This window comes from Streptomyces sp. NPDC059398 (assembly GCF_042751845.1).
GTDB lineage: Bacteria > Actinomycetota > Actinomycetes > Streptomycetales > Streptomycetaceae > Streptomyces.
Map to the genome: position 1 here is coordinate 1 of NZ_JBHYWP010000134.1, position 19,216 is coordinate 19,216.

The following is a 19,216-nucleotide window of genomic DNA, read 5'->3' on the forward strand; positions in this document are numbered from 1 at the left end:
ATATCCGGCGGCGCTCTGACCTCTGGGCGGGGAGCCTTGGTTAAGAGTTTCTCCCGCGCCCCCCCGGCGCCCCCCAACCCCGCCCCGCGGGCCCCGGCCCGCGCACCACCCGGTGCCCGCCTCCCACGGCCAGCAGAGCCTGTGCGGCGGGCACCGGTACCGGCACCACCGGCACCACCGACACCACGGACAGCGCGAAGAGAAGGAAAAGCGTCCATGAGCCTCATGCCCGGCGATTCGCTCACTTCACATAATTTCGGTCTTCAGATCGACGGCGTCATGGTCGAGTACCTCCAGGAGGTCAACGGCCTGGACATGACGCAGGACGTCATCGAGTTCCAGCAGGTCTCGTCGAACGGCCAGCCCATCACCAAGAAGCTGCCCGGCGTGAAGAAGGCGGGTGAGGCCACGGTCGTCCGCGGTATGACCCAGTCCAAGTCCTTCAACGACTGGATCAACGCCTCCATCCGCGGTGACATGGGCTCGGCCCGTAAGAACGCCTCCATCATCGTGATGGACTACCAGAACAGCCCCGTGAAGCGTTACCACCTCCGCAACGCCTGGTGCAGCAAGGTCGCGGCCAGCACCGTGAAGGCGGGCGAGGCCTCGGCCCTCACAGAGACCGTCACGATCACTTACGAAGAAATGATGATGGAGTAATGCGCAGGGGAGCAGCTGCCCAGCCGGCACCGGCCGCCGACGCGGTCACACCCGAGGCCGCGGCTCCGGCCGTGGCCCCGGTCGCAGCACCGCCCGCGCGCCGGGAGTTGCGCACCGAGTTCGCCTTCGAGCTGCCGCGCGGCTACGTGGACGAGTCGGGGACCGTGCACCGCGAAGGCGTGATGCGCCTGGCCACCGCGCGGGACGAGCTGATCCCGCTGCGGGACATGCGGGTGCAGGAGAACCCCGCGTATCTGTCCGTCGTCCTGCTCGGCCGGGTCATCACCCGGCTGGGCAGTGTGACGCACATGCACGACGGCGTGGTGGAGAACATGTTCGCCTCCGACCTCGCCTTCCTGCAGGACTTCTACCGTCAGGTCAATGCCGAGGGCCACACCAGGGCCGGCGTGACCTGTCCGCACTGTGAGCAGCCGTTCGAGGTCGAACTCGGCGGGAGCCGCCTGGGGGAATCGTGACGTACGCGACCGAACGTGTCCACGAGGAGATCGCGTACATCGCCTACCACTTCCACTGGAGCCTGGAGGACATCCTGGACCTCGAACACCGCGACCGGCGCCGGTACGCTGAGCAGATCGCCACACTCGTGACGCGCGCGTCGGCAGAGCGGTAAGGGGGCGGGGCCACCGTCATGGGATTCCTCGACCGGTTCAGGGGCCGTACGGATACGGGCCCCGTCACGTCTGCCCGCACCACTCCGGCACCCGCCGCCCCGGCGGCTCCGGCCCCGGCGGCTTCCGCGCCGGACGCGGTGGGGGCCTCCGGGCGCGGCTGGCACGGGCTGCCCGCGATCCAGCGGGCGACCCAGCACACGGCGGGGCACGCAGTGGCCACCGCCGACTTCGCTTCCCGGCTCGCCACTTTCCAGAACCCGTCCTTCTCGGGGTCGCTCTCGCACGCCGTGCTCGACGGCGCCCCGGGCGGGCTGCTCCGTGATGCCCTGACACCCGCAGCCGCTCCCTCCGGGGGCGACTTCGGGATGCCCGCGCTCTCGCTGCCGGTCGCGGTGGTCGACGACGGCGCGGACCTCGTGGGCGAGGCGCCCGGACCGTACGAGGGCTCCGGCCCGCTGCCGGAATCCCCGGTCCAGCGTGCGGTCGCCGCCGCTCGCCCGGCCGGCCCCCGGGTGGCGCCCGTACGGCAGCCGGCCCCCCGGCGGGCCCCGCTGACCAGTGCGGCTCCGCCGGCCGCCGTGCAGCGCCGGGTGCTGCCCGCCTCGGCCCGCCCGCAGGCGGGTGAGCCTCCCGCCAGGGAGGCGGAATCTCCGGCTCCGGCCGCACCCCTGCCCTCTTCTTCTTCTCCCGGGCCTGCCCCCGCGCCCCGGGCTTCCGGGCCTTCGGCTGCTGCCCCGGGTCCTGCCGGGGGCGCGGGTCCTGCCGCGCCCGCCGTCCAGCGGGCCAGTGCCGCGTCCCGCCCGTCCGCACCGGTGCGGAAGCCGGCGGGCGAGTCGGCCGCGCCTTCGCAGCGTCCCGTACAGCTCTCGAAGTCGCCCTCCCGCAGCGGCGGTTCGGTCGGCTCTACCGGTTCGTCAGGTGCGTCTGGTTCGTCAGGTCCAGTCGCCTCCGGCGCCGCGTCCGGTTCCACTGCTTCGCCCGCTTCACCTGTTTCGCCTGCTTCGTCCGGTGCGGCCGCTTCGGCCGGTTCTTCGCCGGGCGCGCCGTCGTCGGCGTCCGTACCGGCGCGTGCCCCGGGTGCGGCCGGACCGGCGGTATCGCCACTGTCCACGCCTTCTGCGCCGCCCGCAGGGCCTGTGGGGCCCGTTGCCCCTGCTGCCGGGGGCACGGTGCAGCGCAGTGTGTCCGCACCCGGTGGGTCCGGGGACAGCGGTACGGGTACGGGACCGGAGGGCGCCGCCGCCGGACCCGCTGCGTCGGAGGGGCGGCCGGCTGGCCGTACGCCGGCGACTCCTCCCGGGGCGGACAGCCCCGCGGCGGGGAGTTCCGCGGCCGGGGGGCCCGCGACCGGGCGCCCCGCCACAAGTTCCGTCCCCGAAACGGCCGTTCAGCGCTCGATCACTTCTGAGCGTGCGGTGCAGCCGCGTTCGGGCCCCGCCTCCGTCCAGCGTGCGGCGGCTCCGGGTGCCGGCCGGTCGGCCGGGCTCGGTGCGCCGGTACGGGGCGATGCGGCGGCCGACCAGGGCGCGGCCGGAGCGGCGCATCCGGTGCGTTCCAGCAGGCTCGGTCCGCCCGCGGCGGCCGAGGGCCCGCAGCACACCCCGTCGCCCGACGGCGGCCGGGCCGACCAGGCGCAGGGGAGCGGCACTTCGCCGTCGCAGGCGACGGGGCCCGGCTCCACGACGTCCTCAGGTCCGTCGTCCGGTCCGTCCGGCGAGGCTTCTCAGCCCCAGACCCAGCCCCGGTCCTCCTCGGCCGCGTCATCCGCATCGGCGGCCCCGGCCGCGACACCCGCCCCCGTACAGAGGCGTGCGACGGGAAGCGGCAGCAGCAACAGCGGTAGCGGCAGCGGTTCCAGCAGTAGTTCCGGCAGTGGTGCGGCCAGCGGGTCCGCCGGTGGTTCCAGCGGTGGGTCCGCCTCCGCGGCTCCCGCTCCGCGCCGCAGGCCGCTTCTCGGTGCGCCGGTGGCCGGGCCGCCGACCGGAGCGCGGCCGGTCGGGAATGAGGCGAAGGGGCCAACTCCGTTGCAGCGTCAGCAGAAGAGCACGCCGGGCAGTGCGGCTGCCCCGCAGCCCGTACAGCGGGCTGCCATGCCGTCCGCCGTTCCGGCGCCCGTTCGGCAGGACGGCGGCGCCACCGGCGCCACCGGCGCTGCTGGACCCGCCCGGTCTGCCGGATCCGCAGGCAGCGGTGGCGCGGGCTCCCCGGACGTCACCGGCCCCGGCAGCACGGGCCCTGACACCACCGGCCCTGACATCACCGGCCCCGGCATCACCAGCCCCTCGGCATCCGTACCATCTCCGCTGCCCCCGGCCCCCGTTGCCCCGATCGGCATGCCCGCCCCCGGTACGGCGTCCACGGCTGCCCCCGGCAGCGGCGCCGGTCCCGTGGCGTCCGCTCCCGGCAGTGGTAACGGCCCGGTGACCGCGCCTCCGGCCGTGCAGCGTGCGTCCAGTGGTCCGGCACCCGCCGCCACCGCCCCGTCCGCGACCAGGCCGCCCGCCGCCGCGCCGTCCGCACGCCGTACCCCGGCCGTGTCCCCGCCCGTCGTACGTCCGCTGGCCCCGGCGCGCGCCGTGCGTCCGCCGGCCGAGCCGTCGGGCTCCGTACAGCGGAAGAGCGCCCCCGCCGCCGCCGCGCCGCTGCGCCCCGTCGCCCCCGCTCCGGGCGCCCCGTCGCTTCCGGTACCGGAGGGCGGCCCGGCGGCCACCGGCCCGGCGGCCGTTCAGCGTTCCGCGGCACCCGGCGCGCCCGCCGTGTCCGCACCGCACCCGGCGCCCGAGCCGAACCGGGCCCCCGCGCCCGGCAGTTCGGCGGCGCCGCGTCCCGTGGTCCGGCCCTTCGGCTCCGCCGAGCCGGTGGTCCAGCGCGCTGCGGCGCCGTCCACGGGAGCGGCTGCGCCCGCGCCCCTGCGGAGCGGTGCCGGGGCTTCCGGACCGGCCGGTGTGTCCGGTGCCTCCGGTACGACCCCCTCCGGTACGACCCCCTCCGGTACGACCCCGGTGGCGCGCCCCGTTCAGCGTGCGGCCGGACTCCCGGGCCCGGCTCCCCTGCCGGGTGGCCCGTCCGCCCAGCAGCCCGCCGGATTCCCGGCCCCGCAGCCCCTTCAGCGTGCGTCGGCCCCGGGGACCGCGGGCCCCGCACTCCCGAGCCCGGCGGCGCCTGCTGTCGGCGCGGATTCCGCCCCCCAGGACGCTGCTCCGGTGCGGCGCGGGGCCGAAGGGCTGCGGTTCAGCGGGGTCGCTGAGGCGTTCCCGCCGCTGCCCGTGCAGCGTGCCGCCGCATCGCCGGGGACGTCCTCAGCACCGGCCGCGCCCGCTCCCGTGACCATGGCCTCGGCGCTGGCTCCGCTCACGGCCGGGACCACGCTGTCCGCGCCCGGCGCCCCGGCCGCCCCCGACACGGCAGGGCGCCAGGCCGCCCCGGTCGTCGGTCTCGCCCGCGCGGTATCGCCCACGCCCGCGGCGCTGCCGGTGCAGCGGGCGCCCGGCACCCCGCCCGAAGGGTCGCGGCCTCCCCTCCTGGTCAAACCGGCCGCGCCTGCCCCGCCCCAGCTCTCGGCCGTCAACGTCACGGCCCAGGGCACACCGGTCGGCGCCAGCAACGGCAACAACAGCAGCGGCGGGGACGGGCCCCCGCCCCCGTACACCGAGAGGCCCGAGAGCCCCCCGCCGTACAGTGCGGTCGCGCCGAACCTCAACAACGGTCCGCGCTGCGACGGTTCCACCGAGGAGGCCGGGAGCAGATTCGACGCCCGGGACCTCTCCGACGGCCAGGTGGACGAGCTGACCCACCGGCTGGTCGGGCCGCTCACCCGGCTGCTGAGGACGGAGCTGCGGATGGACCGCGAACGGATCGGCAGACTCCGGGACCCCCGGCGCTGACACCGGCCGGCAGGCGCGGCCCCCCGGCAGCACGGGGAGCAGCGCACCGAGAACCGCGAACGGCACACGAGAACAACGGCACACGAGAACCGATAACCGCACCACCCGCACCACTCCACTCGCACCACCCGCAACGACCCGCAGGAAGGAAAGCAGCGCCCGATGCCTCAGGACCAGGATCCCGGCTCCACCATCTTCTTCAGCCTGTCCATCGACGGAGAGAGCCTGGGCACGTTCAACGGCTGCGAAGGGCTCTCCTCCCAGGTGGAGATCGAGCAGCGGCAGGAGGGCGGCAACAACGGCTTCGTCTGGCAGCTGCCGTCCCGGGTCACGTTCTCCAACATCACGCTGACCCGACCGCTCACGCCGGACACCTCGAAGGTCGCGGCCTGGATCTCCTCCATCACCACCGGGGTCACCCGGCCCACCGCGCAGATCTCCGCGCTGCGCGCCGACGGTTCGCTGGTCGCCCGCTGGGGCCTGATCGACGTGCTGCCGGTGAGCTGGCGGGGTCCTTCGCTGAACCCGTCGAACCCCTCGGTGGCCGTCGAGACCCTGGAGATCACCCACCACGGATTCACGGACTAGGGGGCTGCGCAGATGGCGAGCACCGGAGGCAAGGGCGGCGCGGGCAAGAGCCTGGTGCGGGCGACGCTGGCGATCCACCAGCCGCCCGTCGGCTACAGCACCACGCCCGGCGGGCTGATCCGCACGTTCAATTTCGACTTCAACCCGTCGCAGCTGGCGCTGAGCCGCCGCGCCCAGTGGAAGACGACCCCCACGGCGGCGGTACGCGACGGCGCCGTACCGGAGTTCATGGGGCCCGAACCCCGTGAGATGACCGTCGAGGTTTTCCTGGACAGCTCCGACGAACCGGACAGCAACGACGTGCGCAAGAACGTCGAAGCGCTCTTCTCCTGCTGCGAGGTGACATCGGCCAGCATCGCGGCGAAGCAGCCGTCGACCCCGTGGGTGGTCTTCCAGTGGGGTGCGTTCTCGACCGCGCGCTTCACCGCGTACGTCAGCTCGGTCGACGCCTCGTACAGCCTCTTCAGCACCACGGGTGTCCCGATCCGGGCCACCTGCCAGGTGCATCTGCACGAGATCCCGAGCAAGACCGCCGGGCAGAACCCCACATCGGGGGCGCTCACCGCACGCCGGGTGCACCGGGTCGTCGCGGGCGACTCGCTGCAGTTCCTCGCCTTCCGCGAGTACGGCGACGCCACCGTCTGGCGGAGCATCGCCGAGGCCAACGGCATCGACGACCCGGGGCAGTTGACCCCCGGCACCGAACTCATGCTTCCCGCCGCCGAAGAGGTCGGCCACTGATGACCAAGATCGGCTACTCGAATGTCCTCCATGTCACCATCGGCGGGGCACCGCTGAACAAGGAGCTGGCCTCGCTGCTCGTCGCGGGCTGGGTCGACTTCGGCGCGGGTGTGCCCGGTTCGTTCCAGCTGACCTTCCGCGATCCCAAGAAGAAGGTGCTTTCGGACTCCGGCGCCGACATCGGCAAGAAGATCGTCATCGCGCCGGTCGCCGACGGCCAGGGGGCCCAGTCCCCGCTGCTCACCGGCGAGATCACCGGCCTGGAGACCGACTACGACGGCACCGGCACCATGACGGTCATCCGCGGTTACGACGGCGGCCACCGGATGCTCCGGCAGCGGCGGGTGGTCGGATACCGGAACATGACCGCGTCCGACATCGCCCGCAAGCTCGCGGGCCAGGACAAGCTGAAGATCGGCAAGATCGACGCCACCAAGAGCATCTACGAGTACATCACCCAGGCCAACGTCACCGACTGGGACTTCCTGTGCCGGCTCGCCGACGAGAACGAGCGGGTGCTGTCCGTCGACTCCGAGGGCGAGTTCCAGTTCGCCAAGGCCGACAAGGCGTCCGGCGCCCCGCCGGTCAGCACGCCCAGCGAGAAGAGCGTGTACGTCCTGGAGGCCGGCGTCGACATCCTGCGCTGCCGGGCCGCGGTCACCTCCGCCGACCAGGTGTCGTCCGTCGAGGCGCGCGGCTGGGACGTGACCGCCAAGCGCGACCTCGTCGGCAAGTCGCCCGCCGCGTCCAACCCGCAGATAGCGATCGGCACCACCCCCGCGAAGGCCAGCAGCAAGTTCGGACCCGCGACGATCGTCGAGACGGACACCCCGTACGACAAGCAGAGCGAGGTGAAGAACGCGGCATCGGCCCTCGCCGACGACGTCACCGCGGCCTTCGCCGAGGTGGAGGTCACGGTCCGCGGCAACCCGAAGCTGCGGCCCGGTGTCCCGGTCGCGCTCGCCGACGTGGGCGAGCCGTTCGAGGGCAAGTACACGGTGACCGCCGCCCGCCACACGTTCGGCGACGGACGGCACTACGAGACGTTCCTGACGGTCAGCGGCCGCCAGTGGCGTTCGCTGTACGGGCTCACATCGGGCGGGGCCAGCCCGTCGGCCCGGATGCCCAGCGTCGCCAACGCGCTGGTCACCGACATCAAGGACCCGCTGAAGCAGGGCCGGGTGAAGCTGCGCTTCCCCTGGCTCGACGACATGTACATCAGCGACTGGACCCGTACCGTGCAGTTCGGCGGGTTCAAGGGCGGCGGCATCATCGCGCCCGACGCCGGGGACGAGGTGCTGGTGGGCTTCGACCGCGGCGCCCTGGACCACCCGTTCGTGATCGGCGGCCTCTACAACGGCAAGGACAAACCGGGCAGGAACGACGTCCAGCCGTACGACCGCACCAGCGGCCGGGCCGTCCGGCACACGCTGGCCGACCGCAACCGCAACCGGGTCGACCTGCTCGACGAGCGGGTGGGCGGCAAGCGCGGTGTGCGGATCAGCAGCGGCGACGACCGGCTGACCATCAACCTGGACCGCACCAAGACCGAGATCACCGTCGACAGCAAGGGCTCCGTCACCATCAAGGGGACCCGCTCGGTCTCCGTCGAGGCGGGGAAGGACCTGTCGCTCAAGGCGGGCGGGAAGATCTCGATCATGAGCGGTGGGATACTCGACCTGACAGGGTCGATCATCAACGCCAAGGCCGCCGGTGCGCTCAACATGGAAGCGGGCGGCGAACTGGGCATGAACGTCGGCGGCCTGATGGCCATCGACGCCGCCGGCAGCATCCAGATGAACGCGCTCGCGGAAATCGGCATCAAGGCCATCAGGGTGGATTTGCTGGGCCTCGTCTTCGCCAACGACATCCCGGTGGTCTGACATGGCAGAGCAATTCGTCGGCACCGGCTGGGCGTTCCCGCTCCGTATCGGACCCACCGGCGGCATCGCGATGGTCAGCGGGGAGCGGGAGGTCGAGGAGGCGATCCGGCTCGTCCTGGCCACCGCGCCGGGTGAGCGGCCGATGCGCCCCGACTTCGGCTGCGCCATCCACGACATGGTCTTCGCCCCGGTCAACGAGGCGACAGCCGGCCGGATCCAGCACGAGGTGTTCGTGAGCCTCGACCGCTGGGAGCCGCGTATCGAGGTGGAGGACGTGGAGGTGAGCGCCGGGGACCAGCAGGGGGTGCTGTTCATCGACGTCCGGTACTCGATCCGCGGCACCAACAACCCGCGCAGCCTGGTCTTCCCCTTCTACACGATTCCCTCCCACGACGAGCCGTCCTCGGATGCGGGACCGGCCACCGAAAGCGAACGCTGATGGCACTGCCCTCTCCCCACCTCGACGACCGCCGCTTCCAGCAGTTCGTCGACGACGCCAAGCGCTACATCCAGCAGCGCGCCCCGGAGTGGACGGACCACAACGTGTCCGACCCCGGCGTCACGCTCGTCGAGACGGTCGCCCACATGGCCGACCAGATCGTGTACCGGCTCAACCGCGTCCCCGAGAAGAACCACCTGGCCTTCCTGGACCTCATCGGGATCACCCTCTTCCCGCCGTCGGCCGCCCGTACCGATGTCACTTTCTGGCTGTCGGCGCCGCTGGACGAGGCGGTCCGGCTGCCCGAGGGCACCGAGGTCGCCACCGCCCGCACCGAGAGCGAGGAGGCGGTGGTCTTCGCGACCGAGCGCGAACTCACCGTGTTCTCCTGCGAGCTGGCGTACCTCGTGGTCCAGCGCCAGGGCGAGGCGGCCGCCGACCGTACGTCCGAGCTGGCCGAGGCCAAGGACCTGCTCTGCTTCTCCGAGTCGCCGCAGCCCGGCGACTGCCTGATGTTCGGGCTCACCGCGGCCGTGCCGCACTGTGCGGTGGCGCTGACCCTCGACAGCCGTGTCGACGGTGTCGGTGTCGACCCGCGGCAGCCCCCGCTGATCTGGGAGGCGTGGACCGAGGACGGCTGGACGGCCTGCGAGGTCGACCGGGACGGCACCGGCGGTCTCAACCGCCCCGGCGAGGTCGTCCTGCACGTCCCCGGCGGCCACACCCGGTCCCGCTCCGGGCGCCGTGAGGCGGGCTGGCTGCGCTGCCGGGTCACCGAACCCGCCGCCGGGCAGCCCTTCTACACGACGTCGCCCACCGTGCGGTCGGCCGAGGCGTTCACCATCGGGGGCACCACCGGAGCCGTGCACGCGGAGACCGTGCGGGACGAGGCGCTGGGGGAGTCCACCGGGCTGCCCGGCCAGCAGCTGCGGCTCGCCGCGGCCCCGGTCGTCGGTGACGTACCGCCGCTGAACCTCCAGATCGCCGAGCGCGACGGCTGGGTCGACTGGCATGTCGTCCCGCACTTCGCCGCATCCGGCCCCGACGACCGGCACCTGACCCTGGACGCGGCCACCGGCGAGATCGCCTTCGGCCCCTCCGTACGGGAGCAGGACGGCACCCTGCGGCAGTACGGCGCGGTGCCGCCGAAGGGCGCCGTCATACGCGCCCGCAGCTACCGGACCGGCGGCGGCCGGGCGGGCAACGTCGCCCGGGGCGCCGTGCAGGTGCTGCGCAACTCCGTCCCGTACGTCTCCGAGGTCATCAACCGCGAGGCGGCCAGAGGCGGGGTGGACGGGGAGACCGTCGCGGAGGCCAAGGCCCGCGCCCCGATCACGCTGCGCGCCCAGGACCGTGCGGTGACCCTGCGCGACTACGAGGAGCTGGCCCGGCGCGCCGCCCCGGAGACCGCCCGTATCACCTGTCTCGAAGGCAAGTCGGACGAGCACGGCGCCCATGCCGTACGGGTCCTGGTCGTGCCGCAGGCGGTGCCGGACGCGGGCGGCTGGCTGCGCTTCGAGCAGCTCGTGCCCGGCGACGCGCTGCTGGAGCGGATCACCCGCTACCTCGACGAGCGGCGGCTGCTCGGCACCCGGCTGGCCGTGGGGCCGCCCTACTACCAGGGCGTCACGGTCGTCGCGACCCTGCACGCGTTCCGCGGCGCGGACGTCGACAAGGTGCGGCGGCAGGCGCACGAGGCGCTCTACCGGCATCTCGACCCGCTGACCGGCGGGGCGCACGGCACGGGGTGGCCGTTCGGGCGCCCGGTGCAGTCCGGCGAGGTCTTCGCGGTCCTCCAGCGGGTGCCGGGTGTGGAGCTGGTGGACGAGGTGCTGCTGCACCCGGCCGACCCGCTGACCGGCAAGCGCGGTGACCCGACCGAGCGGATCGACCTCGAAGCACCCGCCCTGGTCTTCTCGTTCGACCACCGGGTCCGGGTCATCGGGGACGGGTCATGAGGGGCTCCGTCGACGGGCTGGGCTCATCGGCGCCGCTGGGCCTGATGCTCCCCGCGGTCTTCGCCGACGACGAGCTGGCACAGCACTTCGTCGCCGGTCTCGACGAGGTGCTCGCCCCGATCCACAACGTCCTCGACTGCCTCGACTCGTACTTCATGCCGTCGCTCGCGCCCGCCGACTTCACCCGCTGGCTCGCGGAGTGGGTCGGCGCCGAGACGGACGGCGCCGAGCGCACCGGCGGGCCCGAGGGTGAGGCCGCGCTGCGGGCCGCCGTGGCCGCCGCCGCCCATCTGCACCGCATCCGTGGCACCCGGCGGGGTCTGGCCGAGGTGGTCCGGCTGACGTTCGGCGTCGAGCCGGAGATCACCGAGAGCGGTGCGGCCGACTGGGACGCCCGCCCGCTCGGCCCCGTCCCCGGCGACCGCCGTCCGCGGCTGCACGTGTCGCTGGCGCTGCCGCATCCGGCCCCCGGCGACCAGCACCGTCTGGAGAGCCTCGTCGAGGCCGCCCGCCCCGCCCACATGCCCTTCACGGTCCAGGTGACCGCGGCCGAAAGGACCGGCAAATGACTCCTCAGCCCTCAGGTGCCGACCCGGGACAGACGCGGGAGCGGACCCGTGCCTGCGTCGAGTGCGGTACGCCTTCGACGCCCGGCCACTCCTTCTGCGAGGGTTGCGGCGCGGTCCTCAGCTGGTCACCCGCCAAATCGTCCGCCGATGCCCCGGAACCGGCCCCGGAACCGGCCGCCCCGGACGAGGACGACGAGCCGAGCACCGTGCCGGTCCCGGCGGTACGGGACGGCGGCCGCGGGTCACAGGACACACCGGGCGCACCCGGCGCGGCGGCCCCCGGCGGCAACGGCCCGGCGGCCCCGGCCGCGGACCGCCCGGCCCAGGACCGTCCCGCCCAGGACCGCCCGGCCCAGGCCAGTCCGGCTCCGGGGGGCGCGGCCCCGGGCTCCGCTCCCGCCGCGTACCACGCCCCCTACGACGCCCCGTACAACTCGGCCCCGTACAGCGCCGCTTCGCAGACCGCGGACCCGTACAACGCCGCCCCGGCAGGCGCCGGTCCGGCCCACGGCGGCCAGGCCCCCGCGGCGCCGGGCACCCCTCCCGGCACGCCCGGGTCCGACTGGGACCCGCACGCCGAGCGGGAGGAGGCGGCCCGTGCCGCGGCGGCGGCTGCCGCGAACGACCGGGCCCGCGCCCTGCTCGTCCCCGTGGCCGACCCGGAAGGGCGCACACCGGACGCCCCGTCCGTCGCTCCCGTGCTGCCGGGCCGCCCGGACGCCGCCCGCCCGCTCGTCCAGGCCCCGGCCGCCGAGCCGGACGGGGCGGGCGGCTACGCCTGCCCGTGGTGCGCCACCGGCAACAGGCCCGACCGTCACTACTGCCGCCGTTGTGGCATGAGCATGGCATCGAGCCCGGAGGGTCCGGCCAGGCTCCCGTGGTGGCGCAGGCTGCGCGCCGGGAACCGCGAGGTGCCGTGGGCCGGTGACCGGCCCCGGCTGCGCGGCGGCTTCGGCCGGGTGCTGAGCTGGGTGGCGGGTCTGGCGGCCCTCGGGCTCGTCATCTGGGGCGCGCTCAACACCGGTGCGGCGGTCCACGCGATCGGCGACCACTTCGCCAAGCGCCACCCCCTCACGCCCGACCACTACAAGGCGTCCCGCTCCTTCGCCGGTCACGGCGAAAAATATGCCTTCGACGAGCTGAACAACACCTACTGGGAGCCCGGCGTCTCGCAGGACGGCCGCGGGGAATGGCTGGAGGCCAGCTTCCAGGACCCGGTCCGGATGCTCAACATCATCATCACGCCCGGTATCTCCGTCCAGGCCGCCGACCTCTCGAAGGCCGCCAGGCCGCACCGGATCGACGCCGAGATCACCCAGGCCAACGGCAAGGTCATCGAGCGCCACCTCAACCTCGACCAGGGCAGCGGGCCGCAGACCATCGACTTCCGGGTCGGGACGGTCTCATCGGTCCGCTTCATCCTGCGCAGCGCCTACGGGATCTCGAACAAGAAGCAGGTCTCGATCGCCGAGATCGAGTTCTTCGGACGCACCGGAGGCACTTCCTGAAGCACCCTGGACGGCCCTGTGCCGTCCCGTGACAGCAGTGAGGCCACCCGGGCGGTTACCGGGTGGCCTCACTGCTGTGCGGCGCGCGGGGAGCCCCAGGGGGCCCGAGGCTGCGGCACAGTGCTCGGATCGTGCCGCGCTCGGATCGTGCCGCAGCTGCTTCAGATCGTGCCGAGCTTCAGGAGCAGCAGCAGGGCGATCAGCTGGATCGACGAGGCGGCCAGCGCCTTCGGCCACGGCAGATCGTGCGACTTGCTCACCATCGAGGTGAACAGCGCGCCCGCCGCGAGCCAGGTCACCCAGCCCAGCACCTGGACGAAGCCGTTCTCGCCGCCCAGGAAGAGCGCGAAGAGCAGCCGCGGCGCGTCCGTGATCGACATGATCAGCATGGAGAGGCCCACGGTCGGCTGCCATGAGCCGTCGCCGCCGAGCTGACGGGCCAGCGTATGGGTCACCGCGCCCAGCAGCAGACCGCCGATGACGAAGGCGACACCGGTCGTCAGGACGTACGGAACGGCGTTGGCCAGCGTCGCGTGGACCGCGTCCTCACGGGCCTGGTCGAAGCCGAAGAGGGCGAGCAGCCCGTAGACGAACGTGACGGTCAGCGCCGGGCCCCACACCTTGTGGTCGCGCATCTGCCAGAAGGTCGGCCCCGGGCGCATGACGATGCCGCTCAGCAGCTCCTTCCAGTGCAGCCGAGGCCCCACGGGCGGTGCGGCGCTCTGTCCTGCGCGGTAGGTGTTGCCGTCGCCGTACGGGTCATCGCCGATGCTGAAGGCCTGCGTGTGACCGGGGTTGTCCGCGCTGTTCGCGTACGGGTCGGCGGGCGGCCCGCCGTACCCGGCCTGCCCGCCCTGGTACGGATCGCCCGGCCCCTGCCCGTACCCCTGGCCCGGGTACGGCTCTCCGAAGTACTCGGGCTCCCCGTACGGCTGCCGGCCCTGCGGGGGCCACTGGGGCTGCTGCGCACGCGGGGGCGCCGACCGGGGCGCGGCGGTGCCGCCGTACGGCGGAGGCGGCGGTGCCTGCCTGCCGTACGGCTGCTGCTGCGAGCCCCGCTGCTGCTGCCGCTGCGGGTTCTGTTGGGAGGTGCGGTTGTCCCGGCCGCGTCCGATCCTGAATCCAGCCACGCTTTCGAACGTACCCGCTCCCGCCCGGCCGGGGGCCCGACCTGGGAGAACGGGCCGGGCTTTGCGGCCGAGCTGTGACATCCCCTGGCCGTGTCCGGGGCGCGCGGGCGCCTCCCGGAAGGGTGCGGGGCACGCGAAAGGGCCGGGACCGCCCGGAGGCGGAACCGGCCCCTGCCGCGTACCGCGTTACTTCACCGGCTCGGGCTCCGGTGCGTCCTCGTCGGCCTGGTCGTCCGCCGGGTCCGCGGGAAGCTTCACCGAGTCGAGCAGCAGCTGCGCCACATCGACGACCTGGAGCGATTCCTTCGCCTTGCCGTCGTTCTTCTTGCCGTTGACCGAGTCGGTCAGCATCACCAGGCAGAACGGGCAGGCGGTGGAGACGATGTCCGGGTTGAGCGAGAGGGCCTCGTCGACGCGCTCGTTGTTGACGCGCTTGCCGATGCGCTCCTCCATCCACATCCGGGCGCCGCCGGCCCCGCAGCAGAAGCCGCGCTCCTTGTGCCGGTGCATCTCCTCGCTCCGCAGTCCCGGCACCTTGGCGATGATCTCGCGCGGCGGTGTGTAGACCTTGTTGTGGCGGCCCAGGTAGCAGGGGTCGTGATACGTGATCAGACCCTCGACCGGGGTGACGGGGATGAGCCTGCCCTCGTCGATGAGGTGCTGGAGCAGCTGGGTGTGGTGGATGACCTCGTACTCGCCGCCGAGCTGCGGGTACTCGTTGGCGATGGTGTTGAAGCAGTGCGGGCAGGTCGCGACGATCTTCTTCGAAGCCTTCGGCTTCTTGGTGCTCTCGTCCTCGCCGTACGCCATGTTCAGCATCGCGACGTTCTCCTGGCCGAGCTGCTGGAAGAGCGGCTCGTTGCCCAGGCGGCGGGCGGAGTCACCCGTGCACTTCTCGTCGCCGCCCATGATCGCGAACTTGACGCCCGCGATGTGCAGCAGCTCCGCGAAGGCCTTGGTGGTCTTCTTCGCCCGGTCCTCCAGGGCGCCCGCGCAGCCGACCCAGTAGAGGTAGTCGACCTCGGTGAGGTCCTCGACGTCCTTGCCGACGACCGGGACCTCGAAGTCGACCTCCTTGGTCCACTCGATGCGCTGCTTCTTGGCGAGCCCCCAGGGGTTGCCCTTCTTCTCCAGGTTCTTGAGCATCGTGCCCGCCTCGGACGGGAACGCGGACTCGATCATCACCTGGTAGCGGCGCATGTCGACGATGTGGTCGATGTGCTCGATGTCGACCGGGCACTGCTCCACGCAGGCACCGCAGGTGGTGCAGGACCACAGCACGTCCGGGTCGATGACGCCGTTCTCCTCCAGCGTGCCGATCAGCGGGCGCTCGGCCTCGGCGAGCGCCTCGGCGGGCACGTCCTTCAGCTGCTCATCGGTGGCCTGCTCCTCGCCCTCCATGTTCTTGCCGCCGCCTGCGAGCAGATACGGCGCCTTGGCGTGCGCGTGGTCGCGCAGCGACATGATCAGGAGCTTCGGCGAGAGGGGCTTGCCGGTGTTCCAGGCGGGGCACTGCGACTGGCAGCGTCCGCACTCCGTGCAGGTGGAGAAGTCCAGCAGGCCCTTCCAGGAGAAGTGCTCGACCTGCGAGACACCGAACACGTCGTCCTCGCCCGGGTCCTCGAAGTCGATCTCCTGGCCGGCCGAGGTCATCGGCAGCAGCGCGCCGAGCGCCGTGGAGCCGTCCGCCCTGCGCTTGAACCAGATGTTAGGGAAGGCGAGGAAGCGGTGCCAGGCGACACCCATGTCCGTCTTGAGCCCGACGACGATCATCCAGATGAAGGACGTGCCGATCTTGATCATCGCGGTCAGGTAGACCATGTTCTGCAGCGTGCCCACGCTGGTCCCGCGGAACGCCGCGACCAGCGGGTACGACAGGAAGTACGCGGCGTCGTAGCCGTGCACCCCGGCCAGGGCGCCCTCCAGGCCGCGCAGCGAGTAGATCGCCAGGCCGATGATGAGGATGACGGCCTCGACGAAGTACGCCTGGCCGAAGTTCGAGCCCGCGAACCGGGACTTGCGGCCCGGCCGGTCCGGCTTCGAGAGCTGGCGGATCACGATCAGCGTGAGGATGCCGAGCGTCGTCATCACACCGATGAACTCGACGAACATCTCGTACGGCAGCCAGTGGCCGATGACCGGCAGCACCCAGTCGGCCTTGAAGAGCTGGCCGAGTGCGTTGAGCAGGGTCAGCACGAGCGAGAAGAACCCGACCGCGACGAACCAGTGCGCGAACCCGACGATGCCCCAGCGGTTCATCCGGGTATGGCCGAGGAACTCCCTGACCACCGTGATCGTCCGCTGGGCCGGTTCATCGGTACGGGTGCCCGCGGGCACGTTCTGACCGAGCCGCACATAGCGGTAGATCTGGGCGATGGCTCGGGCGAACAGCGCGACACCGACCACGGCGAGTACCAGCGACACAATGATCGCGGCGAGTTGCATGGGGGCTCCTCGGGCCTGCGAGGTGGGGATCCGCTGGGGGTCCAGCGGTGACAGTGATTCTCAAGTGATTACTAAGCAGTAACTTAATGCAGTCCGTGCTGAGAGTACCCACTTATCCCACTGCGATGTACCGGAGCAGGCGGTGATCTGCGTCGCTCAGGGTCCCCTCATCGGATGTCTGCCGTCCAATCGTGTTACTCACCGCATAGTGGTGCATAACGAACTAGCTTGTGGATCGTTCGAGCTGGATGCCCGGGTGGCATCACCCCGATACCGCAACCGATGGACGGCGCATGAGCCAGGCGATCTCCCGCACCGACGGCCCCGACGACCTGCCCGCCCACGGCCTCCCCGCCGGAGACGCCGCTGCCCACGGCGTTCCTGCCCAGGGCCTTCCCGCCGGAGACTTCCCGGCCCACGGCGTTCCGGCCCACGGCGTTCCGGCCCGCGGCGTTCCGGCCCGCGGCCTGCCGCCCACCGTCCGCTGCGCCGGAATCCCGCTCACCCCGCTCGCCCCGGCAGCGGCCGCGGAAGCGCTCGTACGTCTCGCCGTGCGGGGCGCCGCTGCGGACGTCCACCTCTGCGGGGCCGCCACTTTCGCCCACGCCGACCGGGACCCCGCACTCCGGCGGCTGCTGCGCTCGGCCGCGCTCGGCCTGCCCGCCGGGCGGGGCCCGGCGTGGGCGGTGCGGCACGGCGGACGGCCGGTGGCACCGGTGTACGGGACGGACCTGCTGCTCGACACCGTCAGAGCCGGGCTGCGCGAGGGCCTCAGCCACTATCTGCTCGGAGCGGAGGAGCCCGGGGCGTACGGACCGGCCGCGGCGGCCCGGCAGCCGGCCGGCGACGGGCCGACCGCCGCGCTGCTGGTGCGCTACCCCGGCGCCCGGGTCGCGGGCGCAGGACCGCTGCCGGGCCGGGGAGCCACCGCCGAGGTCTGGGCGGCGACGGTGGACCGCGTCCGGGAGAGCGGCGCCCGGATCGTCTGGATCAGCGGGTCCGACACCGCCCGGCAGCACAGCGCGGCCGCCCGCCTCGCCGCCGCACACCCCGCGGTGTACGTCGCGGCGGGCCCGGCCTTCGCCCTCGTCCGCGGTGGCCGGGCGCCGTTGCGGACGCGGTGGCGGCGGGGGGCGGCCGAGGTGCGGAACCAGGTGGGCTTCCTGCGGGCCGCGGCCCGGGGGAAGGCCCGGGGCCGCGGCCCGTACCGCGAACTCGCCCAGCTCCTCGCCGACGCCGAGATCGACCTCGTCCTGGACACGGGTCCGGACGCCGGGGCGTACCGGGCGGGGCTGCGCCGGGCCGGATACCGGGGGCGCGTGGTCTCGTTCGAGGTGCTGCCCGTACCGCGCGGGCAGCTGCTGCGGTGCGCGGCGGACGACCCCGGGTGGTCCGTACTCCCGTACGCGCTGGGCGACGGGCGCGGCCCCGGGGGCGGTCACCGGCTGGACCTGCTGTGGGAGGCGGTGACCGCGCCGGGCGAGCGGCTGTTCGTACGGCTGCGGGCGCCGGGCCACGAGGAGCGGCTGCTCGAAGGGGCCGGGGCGTACGCGGCCGAGTGTGTCGGCCTCCAGACGCGGGGGGAGCGCCCCGGCCCGCTGCCCGGCTACACGGCGGTGCCGTCGCCGGTGCCGGGCGACACGGTGCTGTTCCGGCGCGGGTGAGGCGCCCGGCCACCGTACGTACGGATGCCGAGGGCGCGTGAGGGCGGACATCGTGAGGGCGGACATGAAGAGGCCCTGGTAGCGGCTTGCGCTGCTACCAGGGCCTCTTCACTGCTCCACCGGGACATCAGTGTCCGGAGGTCGGAGGAGCGTCGGTGGTCAGCGACCGTTACCGGCGCCGTTGCCCGAGAGGATCGGGATGTTGTCCAGGAGGTGCGACAGGGCCTCGTCACCCTTGGCCTGGGTGGAGTTCTCGGTGCACTGCTGGGTCTGCGGCGAGGACAGGATCGGGATGTCCTGGACGGAGATCGGGACCACGCCGACGAGCGAGCCGAGGTTGGCCTTGGCCGGGAGGGCGATGCAGGGCTTGTTCAGCGAACCCTGGATCAGGCCGATCTGCGGGCTCATGTTGCCGTACGTGGCGGAGTTGCCGAACGCCTGCTGGGCACCGTTGCCACTCAGCGACGTAGTGCTGTCGCCGTGGCCGACAGCCATGGCCGGCGACGCCATCATCGCGCCCGCGCCTGCCATCGTGAGGGTGGCCGCCGCAGTGGCCATAGCCTTCTTGATCATTTCGCGTCCTTCTGTTGTGCACGAGTGCCCGCTTCCGGAGCGCTCTGATCAACTGCCGGACCGCCGATTGGTTCCGGCGCTTCACTCATATGGCTTCTTGTCGCGGGCGTGCGGGAAGCGGGTTGACGCACCACGCCGGCCAGGTTTTCCGCCGTTGGGCCGAACAGGTTCCATGGGCCAACCGGCCGTGTCGCGGCGCGCCGGCGTTCGTTGCGCATCGAGTGGGTCCTGATTCAGGGCACAACATCGAAGAGAAGGTGCGACTCCCATGAACACTGCCAAGAAGGCAGCTCTCGTCCTTGCCACCGCGGGCCTCGCCGCCGGCGGCGCCCCCGGCCCCCGGGTCGCCCACGCCGGCGCCCGGGGTGGGGCCGGGGGGGCGCCCGGGGGGCGCGCCGGCCACCAGGTGGGGGGGATTATAAACATAGGGGTCAACGTCTGCGGCAACACCGTCGACGTCATCGGTCTGCTGAACCCGGCGTTCGGCAACACCTGCATCAACAAGTGACACCCTGATCCGGCCGGACCGGTGACATCCGGTC

General features: G+C 72.7%; 17 protein-coding genes. 13 read left to right on the plus strand and 4 right to left on the minus strand.

The genetic code is table 11. The annotated features are described in order from the left end of the window. The first annotated feature begins 216 nt into the window (after positions 1-216). From ACFXBC_RS32265 to ACFXBC_RS32275, 3 genes are read left to right on the plus strand one after another with little or no spacing between them, the layout of a single operon-like run. Complete coding sequence (locus ACFXBC_RS32265; protein ID WP_385032662.1) at positions 217-660, plus strand: phage tail protein; 444 nt, start codon at positions 217-219, stop codon at positions 658-660. Then, complete coding sequence (locus ACFXBC_RS32270) at positions 660-1,136, plus strand: hypothetical protein (protein WP_385032665.1); 477 nt, start codon at positions 660-662, stop codon at positions 1,134-1,136. The genes ACFXBC_RS32265 and ACFXBC_RS32270 overlap by 1 nt, the downstream gene beginning before the upstream one ends. After that, positions 1,133-1,291, plus strand: a complete 159-nt coding sequence (locus tag ACFXBC_RS32275; protein WP_328537638.1) for a DUF6760 family protein — start codon at positions 1,133-1,135, stop codon at positions 1,289-1,291. Before ACFXBC_RS32270 ends, ACFXBC_RS32275 begins: the two co-directional genes overlap by 4 nt. Before the next feature lie 1,388 nt (positions 1,292-2,679). On the opposite strand, the gene ACFXBC_RS32280 is transcribed toward ACFXBC_RS32275, so the two are convergent. Beyond that, positions 2,680-2,973, minus strand: a complete 294-nt coding sequence (locus ACFXBC_RS32280; RefSeq protein WP_385032668.1) for a hypothetical protein — start codon at positions 2,971-2,973, stop codon at positions 2,680-2,682. Positions 2,974-3,712: 739 nt separating this feature from the next. Between ACFXBC_RS32280 and ACFXBC_RS32285 the strand changes: the two genes are divergently transcribed. The 8 genes from ACFXBC_RS32285 to ACFXBC_RS32320 all read left to right on the plus strand — a co-directional run bounded on the left by ACFXBC_RS32285 (position 3,713) and on the right by ACFXBC_RS32320 (position 12,862). Further along, positions 3,713-5,176 carry a hypothetical protein gene (locus ACFXBC_RS32285; protein ID WP_385032671.1) on the plus strand — a complete coding sequence of 488 codons (1,464 nt, stop codon included), beginning with the start codon at positions 3,713-3,715 and terminating at the stop codon, positions 5,174-5,176. 162 nt (positions 5,177-5,338) lie between these two features. After that, a complete protein-coding gene (locus ACFXBC_RS32290) occupies positions 5,339-5,764 on the plus strand; it encodes a phage tail protein (RefSeq protein WP_266855031.1) in 426 nt (141 codons plus the stop codon). A 12-nt stretch (positions 5,765-5,776) separates the two neighbouring features. Next, entirely contained in the window at positions 5,777-6,505 is a 729-nt protein-coding gene (locus ACFXBC_RS32295; RefSeq protein WP_385032674.1) for a LysM peptidoglycan-binding domain-containing protein, read from the plus strand. Next, positions 6,505-8,388 (plus strand): VgrG-related protein, encoded by a 1,884-nt coding sequence (locus ACFXBC_RS32300; RefSeq protein WP_385032677.1) that lies wholly within the window; start codon positions 6,505-6,507, stop codon positions 8,386-8,388. Before ACFXBC_RS32295 ends, ACFXBC_RS32300 begins: the two co-directional genes overlap by 1 nt. A 1-nt stretch (position 8,389) precedes the next feature. Beyond that, complete coding sequence (locus tag ACFXBC_RS32305; RefSeq protein ID WP_385032680.1) at positions 8,390-8,827, plus strand: GPW/gp25 family protein; 438 nt, start codon at positions 8,390-8,392, stop codon at positions 8,825-8,827. Next, positions 8,827-10,785: a putative baseplate assembly protein gene (locus ACFXBC_RS32310; RefSeq protein ID WP_385032682.1), complete on the plus strand. Its 1,959-nt coding sequence runs from the start codon at positions 8,827-8,829 to the stop codon at positions 10,783-10,785. The genes ACFXBC_RS32305 and ACFXBC_RS32310 overlap by 1 nt, the downstream gene beginning before the upstream one ends. Continuing rightward, the gene (locus ACFXBC_RS32315; RefSeq protein WP_385032685.1) at positions 10,782-11,354 is read left to right on the plus strand and encodes a phage tail protein; all 573 of its coding nucleotides are present in this window, start codon (positions 10,782-10,784) and stop codon (positions 11,352-11,354) included. Before ACFXBC_RS32310 ends, ACFXBC_RS32315 begins: the two co-directional genes overlap by 4 nt. Further along, a complete protein-coding gene (locus ACFXBC_RS32320) occupies positions 11,351-12,862 on the plus strand; it encodes an NADase-type glycan-binding domain-containing protein (protein ID WP_385032688.1) in 1,512 nt (503 codons plus the stop codon). Before ACFXBC_RS32315 ends, ACFXBC_RS32320 begins: the two co-directional genes overlap by 4 nt. Before the next feature lie 161 nt (positions 12,863-13,023). Here ACFXBC_RS32320 and ACFXBC_RS32325 read toward each other — a convergent pair whose 3' ends face one another. Both ACFXBC_RS32325 and ACFXBC_RS32330 read right to left on the minus strand, forming a co-directional pair. Further along, positions 13,024-13,992 (minus strand): Yip1 family protein, encoded by a 969-nt coding sequence (locus ACFXBC_RS32325; protein WP_385032691.1) that lies wholly within the window; start codon positions 13,990-13,992, stop codon positions 13,024-13,026. 186 nt (positions 13,993-14,178) lie between these two features. Continuing rightward, positions 14,179-16,437 carry a heterodisulfide reductase-related iron-sulfur binding cluster gene (locus tag ACFXBC_RS32330; protein WP_385032694.1) on the minus strand — a complete coding sequence of 753 codons (2,259 nt, stop codon included), beginning with the start codon at positions 16,435-16,437 and terminating at the stop codon, positions 14,179-14,181. 293 nt (positions 16,438-16,730) lie between these two features. Between ACFXBC_RS32330 and ACFXBC_RS32335 the strand changes: the two genes are divergently transcribed. Beyond that, positions 16,731-18,101 carry a WecB/TagA/CpsF family glycosyltransferase gene (locus tag ACFXBC_RS32335; RefSeq protein WP_385032697.1) on the plus strand — a complete coding sequence of 457 codons (1,371 nt, stop codon included), beginning with the start codon at positions 16,731-16,733 and terminating at the stop codon, positions 18,099-18,101. A 159-nt stretch (positions 18,102-18,260) separates the two neighbouring features. Here ACFXBC_RS32335 and ACFXBC_RS32340 read toward each other — a convergent pair whose 3' ends face one another. After that, on the minus strand, positions 18,261-18,674 hold the full coding sequence (locus tag ACFXBC_RS32340; RefSeq protein WP_385032701.1) for a rodlin: 414 nt from the start codon (positions 18,672-18,674) through the stop codon (positions 18,261-18,263). A gap of 268 nt (positions 18,675-18,942) precedes the next feature. On the opposite strand from ACFXBC_RS32340, the gene ACFXBC_RS32345 reads away from it, so the two are divergent. Beyond that, positions 18,943-19,182, plus strand: a complete 240-nt coding sequence (locus tag ACFXBC_RS32345; protein ID WP_385032704.1) for a chaplin — start codon at positions 18,943-18,945, stop codon at positions 19,180-19,182. Positions 19,183-19,216 lie beyond the last annotated feature (34 nt).